The sequence below is a fragment of the Noviherbaspirillum sp. L7-7A genome (assembly GCF_019052805.1).
Classification (GTDB): Bacteria; Pseudomonadota; Gammaproteobacteria; order Burkholderiales; family Burkholderiaceae_D; genus Noviherbaspirillum_A.
On sequence record NZ_JAHQRJ010000001.1, the window covers coordinates 1,547,707 to 1,559,959 of the forward strand.

14 protein-coding genes are annotated in these 12,253 nt (G+C 63.2%); 6 read left to right on the forward strand and 8 right to left on the reverse strand.

Features of this window, described 5'->3' with window-relative positions:
- Positions 1-4 precede the first annotated feature (4 nt).
- The 4 genes from KTQ42_RS06980 to phaC form a co-directional block, all read right to left on the reverse strand.
- Complete coding sequence (locus tag KTQ42_RS06980; RefSeq protein WP_217344859.1) at positions 5-427, reverse strand: hypothetical protein; 423 nt, start codon at positions 425-427, stop codon at positions 5-7.
- The gene (rimO, locus tag KTQ42_RS06985; protein ID WP_217344860.1) at positions 424-1,788 is read right to left on the reverse strand and encodes a 30S ribosomal protein S12 methylthiotransferase RimO; all 1,365 of its coding nucleotides are present in this window, start codon (positions 1,786-1,788) and stop codon (positions 424-426) included. The genes KTQ42_RS06980 and rimO overlap by 4 nt, the downstream gene beginning before the upstream one ends.
- A gap of 69 nt (positions 1,789-1,857) precedes the next feature.
- A complete protein-coding gene (gene phaR / locus KTQ42_RS06990) occupies positions 1,858-2,439 on the reverse strand; it encodes a polyhydroxyalkanoate synthesis repressor PhaR (RefSeq protein ID WP_217344861.1) in 582 nt (193 codons plus the stop codon).
- 146 nt (positions 2,440-2,585) lie between these two features.
- Positions 2,586-4,316 carry a class I poly(R)-hydroxyalkanoic acid synthase gene (gene phaC / locus KTQ42_RS06995; protein WP_249222672.1) on the reverse strand — a complete coding sequence of 577 codons (1,731 nt, stop codon included), beginning with the start codon at positions 4,314-4,316 and terminating at the stop codon, positions 2,586-2,588.
- 63 nt (positions 4,317-4,379) lie between these two features.
- On the opposite strand from phaC, the gene KTQ42_RS07000 reads away from it, so the two are divergent.
- A complete protein-coding gene (locus KTQ42_RS07000; protein ID WP_217344862.1) occupies positions 4,380-4,643 on the forward strand; it encodes a hypothetical protein in 264 nt (87 codons plus the stop codon).
- Between the two features lie 9 nt (positions 4,644-4,652).
- On the opposite strand, the gene pgeF is transcribed toward KTQ42_RS07000, so the two are convergent.
- Together pgeF and KTQ42_RS07010 are read right to left on the reverse strand one after the other, a co-directional pair.
- Positions 4,653-5,405: a peptidoglycan editing factor PgeF gene (gene pgeF / locus KTQ42_RS07005; protein WP_217344863.1), complete on the reverse strand. Its 753-nt coding sequence runs from the start codon at positions 5,403-5,405 to the stop codon at positions 4,653-4,655.
- Entirely contained in the window at positions 5,402-6,442 is a 1,041-nt protein-coding gene (locus tag KTQ42_RS07010; RefSeq protein WP_217344864.1) for an RluA family pseudouridine synthase, read from the reverse strand. The genes pgeF and KTQ42_RS07010 overlap by 4 nt, the downstream gene beginning before the upstream one ends.
- Positions 6,443-6,487: 45 nt before the next feature.
- On the opposite strand from KTQ42_RS07010, the gene KTQ42_RS07015 reads away from it, so the two are divergent.
- The gene (locus KTQ42_RS07015; RefSeq protein ID WP_217344865.1) at positions 6,488-7,297 is read left to right on the forward strand and encodes an outer membrane protein assembly factor BamD; all 810 of its coding nucleotides are present in this window, start codon (positions 6,488-6,490) and stop codon (positions 7,295-7,297) included.
- A 57-nt stretch (positions 7,298-7,354) separates the two neighbouring features.
- On the opposite strand, the gene yaaA is transcribed toward KTQ42_RS07015, so the two are convergent.
- On the reverse strand, positions 7,355-8,122 hold the full coding sequence (yaaA, locus tag KTQ42_RS07020) for a peroxide stress protein YaaA (protein WP_217344866.1): 768 nt from the start codon (positions 8,120-8,122) through the stop codon (positions 7,355-7,357).
- A gap of 27 nt (positions 8,123-8,149) precedes the next feature.
- Here yaaA and KTQ42_RS07025 point away from each other — a divergent pair, with 27 nt between their 5' ends.
- Both KTQ42_RS07025 and KTQ42_RS07030 read left to right on the forward strand, forming a co-directional pair.
- A complete protein-coding gene (locus KTQ42_RS07025; RefSeq protein WP_217344867.1) occupies positions 8,150-8,623 on the forward strand; it encodes a PIN domain-containing protein in 474 nt (157 codons plus the stop codon).
- A gap of 83 nt (positions 8,624-8,706) precedes the next feature.
- On the forward strand, positions 8,707-9,864 hold the full coding sequence (locus tag KTQ42_RS07030) for a pyridoxal phosphate-dependent aminotransferase (protein WP_217346848.1): 1,158 nt from the start codon (positions 8,707-8,709) through the stop codon (positions 9,862-9,864).
- 61 nt (positions 9,865-9,925) lie between these two features.
- Here the strand turns inward: KTQ42_RS07030 and KTQ42_RS07035 are convergent, their stop codons facing one another.
- Positions 9,926-10,570 (reverse strand): glutathione S-transferase, encoded by a 645-nt coding sequence (locus KTQ42_RS07035; protein ID WP_217344868.1) that lies wholly within the window; start codon positions 10,568-10,570, stop codon positions 9,926-9,928.
- Positions 10,571-10,736: 166 nt separating this feature from the next.
- Here KTQ42_RS07035 and KTQ42_RS07040 point away from each other — a divergent pair, with 166 nt between their 5' ends.
- Positions 10,737-11,516 carry an oxepin-CoA hydrolase, alternative type gene (locus tag KTQ42_RS07040; RefSeq protein ID WP_217346849.1) on the forward strand — a complete coding sequence of 260 codons (780 nt, stop codon included), beginning with the start codon at positions 10,737-10,739 and terminating at the stop codon, positions 11,514-11,516.
- Between the two features lie 9 nt (positions 11,517-11,525).
- Positions 11,526-12,227, forward strand: a complete 702-nt coding sequence (locus KTQ42_RS07045; protein ID WP_217344869.1) for a histidine phosphatase family protein — start codon at positions 11,526-11,528, stop codon at positions 12,225-12,227.
- The last annotated feature ends 26 nt before the right edge of the window (positions 12,228-12,253 follow it).

Genomic DNA, 12,253 nt, shown 5'->3' on the forward strand with positions numbered 1-12,253 from the left:
GACTTTAACGCGCCGGCCTTGTGGCAGCGGCGGCGCTGCCGGCATCGATCGCCCTCAGCACGAACTGCCTGGAGACGGCGCCATCTGCCGACTGCCAGGTGCCGCGTACCTCGCCGCCCTGCTGGCGGCCTTCCCATTGGCCCGACACATCGGTGCCGTTTTCGGATTCCTCCATCAGCAGGCTGTCGCCATCGGTCTCGCCCGCCAGCAGGATCTGGCCGCTGCGGCCGAAGACGATATAGGCGCCTTCAATGCCTTCGGTCGGGTCGGCCTTGGGACGCACCTGCATCTGGATGGTGGCGTCGCCGAGCGTCCCGCGCAGGACCACTGGCCGCGAGAACAGCCCGCCGGCGGCATCCTGCGCCTGCGCGCCGCCCGCCAGCAGCCCCAGGCACAACAGCCCGGCGCGCAGCAGGCGGCTGGTCATGCCTTGGCCCACAGGTCGTGGGCGTCCGCCGCGGTCACGGTGACATCGTAGAATTCGCCGACCTTGAGCTTCAGATGCGGCTCGTACGGCGCCTTGATATGCACCACGCCATCGATCTCGGGCGCGTCGGCGGCGGAACGTCCGGTGGCGCCGCCGGTGCGGTCCACCGCGTCCACCAGTACGCGCAGCGTCTTGCCGACCTTGCGCTGCAGGCGCTCGGCCGAGATGCGCTCCTGAAGCTGCATCACGCGGCCACGGCGTTCCTCGCGCACTTCCTCGGGCAGCTGGTTGGCGAGTTCATTGGCAGTGGCGCCTTCCACCGGGGAGTAGGCAAAGCAGCCGAGGCGGTCGATCTGCGCTTCTTCCAGGAAGTCGAGCAGGTACTGGAATTCCGCTTCGGTCTCGCCAGGGAAACCGGCGATGAAGGTGGAGCGGATCGTGATGTCAGGGCACAGTTCGCGCCAGCCACGGATGCGCTCGATATTCTTTTCGCCGTTGGCCGGGCGCTTCATGCGCTTCAACACATCCGGATGCGCATGCTGCAGCGGCACGTCGAGGTAAGGCACGACATGTCCGCCATTCATCATCGGGATGATCTGGTCGACATGCGGATAGGGATAGACGTAATGCAGACGCACCCAGGCGCCATACTGCCTGGCCAGTTCGCCCAGCGCGCCCACCAGCTGGGTCATGTGGGTCTTGACCGGCGCGCCGTTCCAGAAGCCGGTGCGGAACTTCACATCGACGCCATAGGCGCTGGTGTCCTGCGAAATGACCAGCAATTCCTTCACGCCGGCCTTGAACAGGTTTTCCGCTTCCAGCATCACGTCGGCGATGGGCCGCGACACCAGGTCGCCGCGCATCGAGGGAATGATGCAGAAGCTGCAACGATGATTGCAGCCTTCGGAGATCTTCAGGTAGGCATAGTGGCGCGGCGTCAGCTTGACGCCCTGCGCCGGCACCAGGTCGATGAAGGGCTCGTGCGGCTTGGGCAGGTGCAGGTGGACCGCGTCCATCACTTCGCCCAGCGCATGCGGGCCGGTCACGGCCAGCACCTTGGGATGCACCTTCTGGATGATGTCGTCGCCGGCGCCGTCCTTCTTGGCGCCCAGGCAACCGGTCACGATGACCTTGCCGTTTTCATTCAGGGCTTCGCCGATGGCGTCCAGCGATTCCTGCACGGCGGCGTCGATGAAGCCGCAGGTATTGACGATGACCAGGTCGGCGCCGTCGTAGGATTTGGCGGTATCGTAGCCCTCGGCGCGCAATTGCGTCAGGATCTGTTCGGAGTCGACCAGCGCCTTCGGGCAGCCAAGAGAAACAAAGCCGACCTTGGGCGTCGGCGAGGTGAGGTTGGACATGAGGTGGGAAATAGCGGAAAAGGCGAATCCGCTATTGTACCCGCATCGACGCCCGCCTTCCGGCCGGGCTTATTTGTCCTTCTTTTCGCCGCCGGGTTGGGCTGGCGGCGCCGGTGGCACGAACGGGAAGGTGCCGAACATGCTCTTGGTCTGGTTCTGCATCTGTTCCTGCATCTGGATGAACAGGGTTTTGCTCTGCTCGATGTAGTTGGTCATCATGCCCTGCATGATCGGCCCCTGCACGCTCATGAACTGGGTCCACATCTCGGGGCTGAACGGCTTGCCTTCGTACAGGCCCTTGGAGTTCTCGGTCAGCTTGTTCTGGATGTCGATGAAGGCCTGGATGTTTTTCTCCAGGTAGGAACCCATCATGCCCTGCATCGCGTGACCGTAGTAACGGATGATCTGGGCCAGCGCGCCGCTGGAGAACATCGGCGAACCGTTGGACTCTTCCTCCAGAATGATCTGCAGCAGGATGCTGCGGGTCAGGTCTTCGTCGGTCTTGGCGTCGACCACGGTGAACTCCTCGTTGCCGAGCACCAGCTGCTTGACGTCGGTCAGCGTGATGTAGGAGCTTGTCTGGGTGTCGTACAGACGGCGGTTCGGGTATTTCTTGATCAAGCGCTCGGACGCCTTCTTGGCACTATTCATTGGAAAATTCACTTTAATACGCTCTCTCGCTGCGCTCTAGATAGGACCTGGAATGGATAGGCGCACGGTGGCGCCCTCATCATTATAGTTCTAAAAATCAGGGGTTTAGCATTGTTTCACGCCGCACCCCGCGGCGTCCCCCTTAGTCAGGAAACCGCCTTTTGCTTCACATAGCGGCCTGGCGCCGCTTCGATCGGCTTGTAGTTCGCGTTGCCGTAACGTTTCGGCGCACTCACTTCCTTGCCGCCCTGCTCGGCCAGGAAAGCCGCCCATTCGGTCCACCAGCTTCCAGGCTTCTCGGTCGCGGTCTCGAACCATTCCGCTGCACTGGCCGCGGTTGCCTTATTGACCCAGTGACTGCGCTTGTTCTTCGCAGCCGGGTTGATCACGCCGGCAATATGGCCCGAAGCGCCGAGCACGAAGCGGCTGTTTGCGCGCTTCTTCGTATTGATCAGGTTCAGCGACTCGTAGGCCGCCTGCCAGGGCACGATATGGTCTTCCTTGGACCCGTAGACAAAGGCTGGCAGGTCGAGCCGGCCAAGGTCGACGCTCTGCCCTGCCACTTGCAGCTTGCCAGGTTCGCGCAGATTGTTTTCCAGATACATGTTGCGCAGGTAATAGCAGAACATCGGACCAGGAAGATTGGTCGCATCCGCATTCCAGTAAAGCAAATCGAAGGCCGGCGGCTCCACGCCTTTCAGATAGCTCTGCTCGACGTAATTCCAGACCAGGTCGTTCGGACGCAGGCTGGAGAAGGCAGCGGTGAAGTCCCGGCCCGGCATCATGCCGCCGCCGCCGATATCGGCCTCGCGACGCGCGACCTGTGCTTCGTCGATATAGACCTCCAGCACGCCGGTATCGGAAAAGTCGAGCAAGGTGGTCAGCAGCGTCAGGCTCGATGCCGGCTTGTCGCCGCGCGCCAGCATCACCGACAGCGCTGTCGCGACGATGGTGCCGCCAACGCAGAAGCCGAGCGTGTTGACCTGATCCTGTCCCGTGATCTCGCGCACCACCTCGATGGCCTTGATCGCGCCGGTCTCGATGTAGTCGTCCCAGCTTGCCTGCTTGAGCGAGGCATCCGGATTGACCCACGACACCAGGAACACAGTATGGCCCTGCTCCACCGCATAACGCACCAGCGAGTTCGCGGGCTGCAGGTCCATGATGTAGAACTTGTTGATGCACGGCGGAACCAGCAGCAAGGGGCGCTCGAAGACGGTCTTGGTCAGCGGCTTGTACTGGATCAGCTGGAAGAGTTCGTTCTCGAAGACCACTGCGCCTTCAGTGGTGGCGACATTCTCGCCCACCTTGAACGCGCTTTCATCGGTCTGGGAAATGCGGCCCTTCTGCATGTCGGCCAGCATCAGCGCAATGCCCTTGGCCAGGCTTTCGCCCTTGGTTTCGACCAGCTTCTTCTGCGCTTCGGGGTTGGTGACAAGGAAGTTGGACGGCGACATCGCGTCGATGGTCTGCTGTATCGCAAACCGGATCTTCTGCTTGACCTTGGGCGACGCCTTGACCGCGTCGGCCATGGCCATCATGAAGCGGGCATTGAGGAGATAGGCTGCGGCGTTGAAGGCATACAGCGCATTGGATTTCCAGGCTTCACCGGAAAAGCGCTTGTCCTTGATGTCCGGCGTGCTCGATGTGGCAAGGCTTTGCCATAAGGTCGAGAATTCCTTCACGTAGTCGCTTTGCAGCCGGGTCAGCGCCTCGGGTTCAATCAGCACTGCGAGGTCGGAGGACAAGGGGCCTGGCAACATGCCGCTTCCATTCAATTGCCCCAACTGTGGCTGCTTGAGCCAGCTTTGCCATGCATTCGGGTCGGACAGCTGAGCCATCCATGCTGCTGCATCCTGCGGAGTGAGCGTCTTCATGCTTGTCTTCCAGGTTTCGCGTATCGTTAAGGTTTCAACTGTTCATTACCAGCGGTATGCCTCATGTTCATCGTTGCCATTGGCTGGATGTATGTCGTGCTCATGATGTCGATCGCGGAAGAAAACGCGGTCGCCGGCGTCATGACGTTTATCCTCTATGGCCTGTTGCCAGTGGCCATACTCTTATACATCAGCGGCGGAGGCAAGCGCAAGCGCCGCCGCATTGCCGAGCAGCAGCGGCAGGCCGAAGCCGCCATTGCCCGCGCGGCGGCCAATGATGAGCAGGCGGTGGACAAGGAGCCGCCCGGCAAGAGCCAGGGCGATTAGGTTGCAAGGTTAGAGAGCGTCGATCCAGATCAGCGAGGCCATGCGTCCGGTAACGCCATCGCGGCGGTACGAATAGAAGCGCGGCGCATCCTCGACGGTACAGAAACCACCGCCGCCGAGCAGGTCCACGCCGCAGGCATGAAGCTCCAGGCGCGCCAGCGCATGGATGTCGGCAAGATATTTCCCATTGGGCTGCAGGGCAAAATGCCGCCCTGCCGGATCGAGGCTGGCAAAGGCCTGCAGCACATCCGCACCGACCTCAAAACGCCGCGGGCCGATGGCGGGGCCCAGCCAGGCCTGTATCTGCTGCGCTCCACCCTCGCGCATGCGCGCCACCGTATTGCCGAGCACGCCCGCCGCTAGGCCACGCCAGCCGGCATGGGCCGCTGCCACTACCTGACCTGCCAGGTCGCAGAGGAGAACCGGCAGGCAGTCCGCCGTCAGCACGGCGCACACCACGCCAGGCGTGGCTGCGAAGCTGGCGTCGGCATCGGGCACGCCGGCAACCGCGCCGGCATCGACCACGTTGGCGCCATGCACCTGGTTCAGCCAGACCGGCTCGGATGGCAGCAGGGTGCGCAGCCATGCACGGTTTGCGCTCACATGCGCGGCATCGTCGCCGACATGCTGGCCCAGGTTCAGGCCCGGTCCGCCTGCGCCATCGCCATAAGGCGCCTCGCTTGTGCCGCCCTGGCGAGTCGTGCACAGGGCGCGCACCCGGCCAGGGTCGACTTTCCATTCGGGAACGATCAGATTGCTCATGCCTCGAGATTCGCGGTGGCAACGCCGGCCTTCTCCAGCAGGCCAGCGAAGTCTTCCGGCAGCGGTGCCGTCCACTCACACTCTTCCCCGGTTTCAGGATGGATCAGGCCCAGCCTGCAGGCATGCAGCGCCTGGCGATGAAACAGCGACGCCAGATGCGGCTTGCCATACAGCGCATCGCCCACCAGCGCAAAACCCAGATGCTGCATATGCACACGGATCTGATGGGTGCGCCCTGTTTCCAGTTCGCACTGCACCAGGCTGACCGGCTTGCCATCCAGCGTGCCGGTGGCGAGCCGCTGGAAACGGGTGACCGCCGGCTTGGCGCTCAGATTGTTCTGCACAGACATGCGGATGCGCTCGCGCGGATGGCGTCCGATGGCTGCGTCCACCTTGCCGCCCACCTGCGGCGTTCCCCATACCAGCGCGAGGTACACCCGGTGCACGGTGCGGGCCTGCAGCTGGCGCACCAGGTCGGTCTGCGCCTGCATGGTCTTGGCCACCACCATCAGGCCGCTGGTGTCCTTGTCAAGTCGATGCACGATGCCGGCACGCGGCACGTCCGCGATCGGCTTGTGGTAATGCAGCAGGCCGTTCTGCAGCGTGCCTGACCAGTTGCCGGCTCCGGGATGCACCACCAGGCCTGCAGGCTTGTTGATCACGATGATGGCGTTGTCCTCGTGCACGATATCCAGCGCCATCGCCTCCGGTTCGTAGGCATGGGCGTCGGCCGCGGCCTGCGGCTGGACCAGCACGGACTCGTCGCCGAACATGGTTGTCTTGGCGCGGGCGGCCTTGCCGTCGACCGTGACATGGCCGTCTTCTATCCACTGCTGGATGCGGCTGCGCGAGTATTGCGGCAGCCGGCTGGTCAGCACCTTGTCGAGACGCATCCCGCAGTCGGCTTCCGACAGGGCAAACGTCATTGGCGCGTCATCATCGGCGCCGGCTTCGGCATCGTCGACAAAGTCATCGTCCTGGTCGGTCGGAAAGTCGGGTTGGATCGGGTCTTCAATTGGCGGCACGGCAAATCCCATCAGCTATAATCATCTATTGTTCAGTCGTCTTCACGCGAAACTCCCATGCAAAAAAAATCCCTCAAAATTCTTTTGATCGCATTCATGTTGTCGCTTTCGGCGTGCAGTTTACTGCAAACCGAACCCATAGACGAAACCAGGAACTGGTCGGCGCAAAAGCTGTACGCCGAGGCGCGCGACGAACTGAAGGCCGGCGGCTACGACAAGTCGATCAAGTATTTCGAGAAGCTGGAGTCGCGCTATCCGTTCGGCACCTATGCGCAGCAGGCCCAGATGGACATCGCCTATGCCTACTACCGCTCGGGCGACCAGGCCCAGGCGCTGGCGGCGGTCGAGCGCTTCATCAAGCTGCATCCGAATCATCCGAACGTCGACTACATGTACTACCTGCGCGGCCTGATCAACTTCAACGACAAGCTCAGCCTGTTCGACTTCGTCGCCCGCCAGGACCTGACCGAGCGCGACCCGAGGGCGGTGCGCGAGGCCTTCGATTCCTTCAAGCTCCTCATCGACCGCTTCCCCAACAGCATCTATGCCCAGGATGCACGCGACCGCCTGGCTTACCTGGTCGATGCGATGGCCCGCTACGACGTGCATGTGGCCAATTACTATTTCCGGCGCGGCGCCTATCTGGCGGCAGCCAACCGCGCCCAGCAGGTGGTGCGCGAGTTCAAGGACACGCCCGCCGTCGAGGATGCGCTCTACATCATGATGCGTTCCTATGACGCGCTGGGCATGCCGGAACTGCGCGACGACGCGGCGCGGGTGTTCAAGCAGAACTTCCCCAACAGCGAACTGGTGGCAAGCGGCGGCAAGCGCAGGGAAAAGGCGTCGCCCTGGTGGAAGATCTGGTAACTGCTCGCTACCGGCTGTCAGGCAGCGGCCGGCCCGCCATGCCGGGCCGGCGCCTCCTCAACGTCTTCTGAAGACCCACGCCGACTGGCTGGACGCGGCTGCATCGTAGGCGTAGCCGTCGAGGTCGAAGCCCTTCAACTGCTCCGGTTCGGTCACGGCATTGAGGGCGGCATAGCGTGCCATCAGGCCACGCGCCTTCTTCGCATAAAACGAGATGATCTTGTAGCGGCCGTCCTTCCAGTCCTGGAACACCGGCGTGACCACGGGCACGCCGAGCAGCGCCGGCTGCACCACCTTGAAATACTCTTCCGAAGCGAGATTGACCAGCGCGGCGGACTGCCTGTCGCGCAGCTCACGCTCCAGCCTCCGGCTCACCAGGTCACCCCAGAAGGCATACAGGCTGGCGCCGCGGGATGTTTTCAGGCGGGTGCCCATTTCCAGGCGATAGGGCTGCATCAGGTCCAGCGGACGCAGCACGCCATACAGGCCGGACAGGATGCGCACGTGCGACTGCAGATGGGCCATCGCCGGCGCCGGCAGCGTGGCGGCTTCCAGGCCGGCATAGACGTCGCCATTGAAGGCCAGCACCGCCGCCCGGGCATTGTCGCTGTTAAACTGCGGCGTCCACGATGCATAGCGGCCGGCATTCAGGGCAGCCAGCGGGTCCGAGATCTTCATCAGGCTGGCGATGTCGGCGGGCGACAGTTGCCGCAGGCCCTCGATCAACTCGGCGGAATGATCGATGAATTCAGGCAGGGTATGTTCCTGCGCTGCGACCGGCGATTCATAGTCCAGGCTCTTGGCGGGGGATAAAACAATCAGCATGCACTTTCCACGAAAAAATTTTCCGCAATGATACCGAATCGCCTCGTACTCGATACCAACGTCCTGCTCGACCTCTTCGTTTTCCACGATCCGCGCTGGGCTTGCCTGCTGCTGGCCCTGCAGCAAGGCAAGGCAGAGGCCGTCACCCGCGCCGACTGCCGCGACGAATGGCATCATGTGCTGCGCTATCCGCATCTGCCATTGAGCGAGGCAACGCGGCCGGCGGCGCAGGCGCAGTTCGATGCGCTGATCGCCTTGGTGACGCCGCCGGCCGGCGGCGCGCCCCTGCCGACGTGCAGCGACCGCGACGACCAGAAATTCCTCGAACTGGCGCGCGATGCGCAGGCATCCATGCTGGTGACCAAGGACAAGGCGCTGCTGAAGCTGGCACGGCGCACGGCCAGGGCCGGCATGTTCCGCATCCTGACACCGGAAGCCTGGGTGCGCGAGCACGAGGCGGCGCAAGAGGCTGCAAAGCCGGCTGCCGTGCCGTTAGAATGAGCGGCCACACAGAATCGCATCGACAAACCATTCCATTCCTTACTAAGCGCATGAACATGGCCACTGACAACGCAGCTCACAGCATGGATTTTTCCCGCATCACCTCGCGCCTTCCCGACGTCGGCACCACGATCTTTACCGTGATGTCCGCGCTGGCCACTGAAAAGGGCGCGGTCAACCTGGGCCAGGGCTTCCCCGATTTCCACTGCGATCCGGCGCTGGTCGATGCCGTGGCCGACGCCATGCGCAGCGGCCTGAACCAGTACCCGCCCATGACCGGCATTCCGCAGCTGCGCGATGTCATCGCCGACAAGGTGGAAGCGATCTATGGCCATCGCTATGACCCGGCCACCGAGATCACGGTCACGGCAGGCGCCACCCAGGGCATCCTGACCTCGGTGCTGTGCTGCGTGCATCCGGGCGACGAGGTCATCGTGATCGAGCCGGCCTACGACAGCTATGTGCCTGCGATCCAGCTGGCAGGCGGCATCCCGGTATTCGTGCAGATGGAAGTGACCGATGCCGGCTATGCCGTGCCCTGGCACAAGGTCGCGGCGGCGGTCACGCCGCGCACCCGGCTGATCATGGTGAATTCGCCGCACAACCCCACCGGCTCGGTGCTGCGCGGCGCCGACATCGCGGCCCTGACCGACATCGTGCGCGGCACCGGCATCCTGGTGCTGTCCGACGAGGTCTACGAACACATGGTGTATGACGGCCACCGCCATGAATCGGTATGCCGCCATCCCGAACTGGCCGCCCGCTCCTTCGTCGTTTCCAGCTTCGGCAAGACCTACCATGTCACCGGCTGGAAGATCGGCTATGTCGCCGCGCCGGCGGCGTTGATGCATGAGTTCCGCAAGGTTCACCAGTTCAATGTCTTCACGGTCAACACGCCGGTGCAATATGGCCTGGCCGCCTTCATGAAGGACCCGGCGCCCTATCTCGAACTGCCCGCCTTCTACCAGAGGAAGCGCGACCTGTTCCGTGAAGGCCTGGCGCAGACCCGGTTCAAGCTGCTGCCGTCCGACGGCACCTATTTCCAGTGCGTGGAGTACAGCGCGGTGTCGGACCTGCCGGAAGCGGAGTTTGCGAAGTGGCTGACCACCGAGATGGGTGTCGCGGCGATACCGGTGTCGGCGTTTTATCACCAGCCCAGAGAGTCGGGCATCGTACGCTTCTGTTTCGCCAAGCAGGATGCCACCCTGAAGCTGGCACTGGAACGGCTGGCCACGCTGTAAGGCAGGCATGTGGTCTGCGCTGCGACGGCATGGCTCGTGCCGTGGCAGCGCAGACCTGCCCTTACTTCATCGCCTTGCGCAGCGCCTCATTGGCCTTGCGGTCCGCATTGACCTTCTGCACCGTCGGGCGCTCGCCCAGCATCCTGGTGTATTCACGCACCGGATATTCTGCCAGCACATCCTCGCCATAGACAATCTTGCTGGCCATGCTGACCAGTGGCAAATGCACCAGCGCGGCGCAGTCAGCCATGGTGAACTGGTCACCGGCGATGTAGGGGCCAAACTTGGCGAGCTTGCCGAAGGCCTTGGCATTGCGCCTGAGCAGCTTGCCCACACGCTCCTTCGTTTCATCACTAACCGTGCCGCCGAAGAAAGCCTGCCCGTACAGTTCACGCGCCACCAGCTCCAGGTGGAGCTCCATGAAGGTGATCAGTTCGCGCTGCAGCCCGCGCTGGTAAGGGTCCGCCGGCAGCAGGGGATTCTGCGGGTAGGCGTCCTCGATGTATTCCATGATGACCTGCGACTCGAACAGCGGGCCGTTCTCGGTTTCGCAGTAGGGGATCTTGCCCAGGGGCGACTTCTCCATGAGCGCGGCGGAACGGTCTGCCCAGACCAGCTCTTCCTCGAACTCGACGCCTTTTTCCAGCAGCGCGAGCTTGACCTTGTTGTGGTAATTGCTGAGAGCGAATCCGCATAGCTTGAACATCTGATCTCCTTGATTTGTTGTTGGATGCAGGGGCCGGCGCCAGGGGCACGGGCCGCGCCGCAGGAATAGTAACCGCAGCAACCCGCCGGCACAATCGCACGACCATGCTTTTCAAGCATGCCGGGCGCGGTATATGATCCTCCATCCCAACCACCCTTCCCGCGACATGACCGCTGAACTCAAGGCTTCCCGACAGGACGCCACGCTGATTCTCACCCTGTCCAATCCGGGTGCGAAAAACGCCCTGCACCCCGACATGTATGCCGCCGCCGTGGAATCGCTGGCCACCGTGGAGCGTGACAGCTCGATACGCGCGGTGGTGCTGACCGGCGCCGACAACTTCTTCTGCGCCGGCGGCAACCTGAACCGGTTGCTGGAAAACCGCGGCAAGGACAAGACCGTGCAGGCCGACTCCATCGACCAGCTCAACGGCTGGACCGATGCGATACGCAACTGCCCCAAGCCGGTGATCGCGGCCGTGGATGGCGCCGCGGCAGGCGCCGGCTTTTCGCTCGCGCTGGCATGCGACCTGATCGTCGCCGGCGCGTCGGCCAAGTTCGTGATGGCTTATGTGAAGGTCGGGCTGACGCCGGACGGCGGCGGCTCGTGGTTCCTGTCGCATGCGCTGCCGCGCCAGCTCGCCACCGAGATCATGATCGAGGGCAAGCCGGTGGCTGCAGGCCGCCTGCATGAACTCGGCGTGGTCAACCGCGTGGTGGCGGACGGCACCGCGCTGGAGCAGGCGCTGGCATGGGCCGAAGAACTGGCCGCCCTGTCGCCCAATGCCACCGGACGCATCAAGACCCTGGCGCGCGACGCCTGCGACAATACCCTGGACGAGCACTTCAAGGCCGAGAAGCACAACTTCGTCGAAAGCCTGCATCACCGCGATGCGCAGGAAGGCATCAGCGCCTTTCTGGAAAAGCGCAAGCCGCAGTACAAATAAACGCACACCATGACGACAGCAAAGCGACGCCGCATCTACCTGATGCGGCACGGGAACGTGACCTATTTCGACGATGCGGGCAAGCCTTATCTGCCCGAAGCGGTGCCATTGAATGAACAGGGCCGCGCGCAGGCCGAAGCGGCCGGAAGGGTGTTCGCAAGCGATGGCGTGCGCTTCGATCGCGTGATCGTGTCCGGCCTGCCGCGCACGGTGGAAACGGCACAGGGCGTGCTGGCCCAGACCGGGCAGGACATTGCGCTTGAAATCTGGCCCGAGCTGGTGGAGATCCGCGGCGGCAAGCTGGCATCGATTGCCGACGCCGACCTGCAGGAAGCATTCACCGGCGCATTCGAAGGCGTGGTGCCGGAGCACAGGCGCTTCCTGAACGGCGAATCCATCGGCGAGCTGATGGACCGGGTGCATCCGGCGCTGGAACGGCTGCGCCAGGACAGCGACTGGGACACGGCACTGATGGTGCTGCATGGCGGCGTCAACCGCGCCATCCTGTCGCTGGCGCTCACCGGCGAGCGCCTGTTCCTTGGCAACCTTGCGCAGACCGCAGGCTGCATCAACGCGCTGGACGTGGGCACGCATGCAAAGGACTGGGTGGTGCGCTTCGTCAACTACGCCGCACCTGCCGTGCTGCAGGACGACACCCGCAGCACCACGATGGAAATTCTGCTCGAACAATACCGCAAGTCACGACGCTAAACCCCGCGGCAAAAACGTCGTCCGAT

Bases quoted from the DNA above. Each gene is read 5' to 3' on its own strand.
- KTQ42_RS07000 (WP_217344862.1), top strand. From the start codon at position 4,380: ATGTTCATCGTTGCCATTGGCTGGATGTATGTCGTGCTCATGATGTCG.
- KTQ42_RS07035 (WP_217344868.1), bottom strand. From the start codon at position 10,570: ATGTTCAAGCTATGCGGATTCGCTCTCAGCAATTACCACAACAAGGTC.
- KTQ42_RS06980 (WP_217344859.1), bottom strand. From the start codon at position 427: ATGACCAGCCGCCTGCTGCGCGCCGGGCTGTTGTGCCTGGGGCTGCTG.
- KTQ42_RS07010 (WP_217344864.1), bottom strand. From the start codon at position 6,442: ATGGGATTTGCCGTGCCGCCAATTGAAGACCCGATCCAACCCGACTTT.
- yaaA (WP_217344866.1), bottom strand. From the start codon at position 8,122: ATGCTGATTGTTTTATCCCCCGCCAAGAGCCTGGACTATGAATCGCCG.
- pgeF (WP_217344863.1), bottom strand. From the start codon at position 5,405: ATGAGCAATCTGATCGTTCCCGAATGGAAAGTCGACCCTGGCCGGGTG.
- KTQ42_RS07030 (WP_217346848.1), top strand. From the start codon at position 8,707: ATGGATTTTTCCCGCATCACCTCGCGCCTTCCCGACGTCGGCACCACG.
- KTQ42_RS07025 (WP_217344867.1), top strand. From the start codon at position 8,150: ATGATACCGAATCGCCTCGTACTCGATACCAACGTCCTGCTCGACCTC.
- KTQ42_RS07045 (WP_217344869.1), top strand. From the start codon at position 11,526: ATGACGACAGCAAAGCGACGCCGCATCTACCTGATGCGGCACGGGAAC.
- KTQ42_RS07040 (WP_217346849.1), top strand. From the start codon at position 10,737: ATGACCGCTGAACTCAAGGCTTCCCGACAGGACGCCACGCTGATTCTC.
- phaR (WP_217344861.1), bottom strand. From the start codon at position 2,439: ATGAATAGTGCCAAGAAGGCGTCCGAGCGCTTGATCAAGAAATACCCG.
- rimO (WP_217344860.1), bottom strand. From the start codon at position 1,788: ATGTCCAACCTCACCTCGCCGACGCCCAAGGTCGGCTTTGTTTCTCTT.
- phaC (WP_249222672.1), bottom strand. From the start codon at position 4,316: ATGAAGACGCTCACTCCGCAGGATGCAGCAGCATGGATGGCTCAGCTG.
- KTQ42_RS07015 (WP_217344865.1), top strand. From the start codon at position 6,488: ATGCAAAAAAAATCCCTCAAAATTCTTTTGATCGCATTCATGTTGTCG.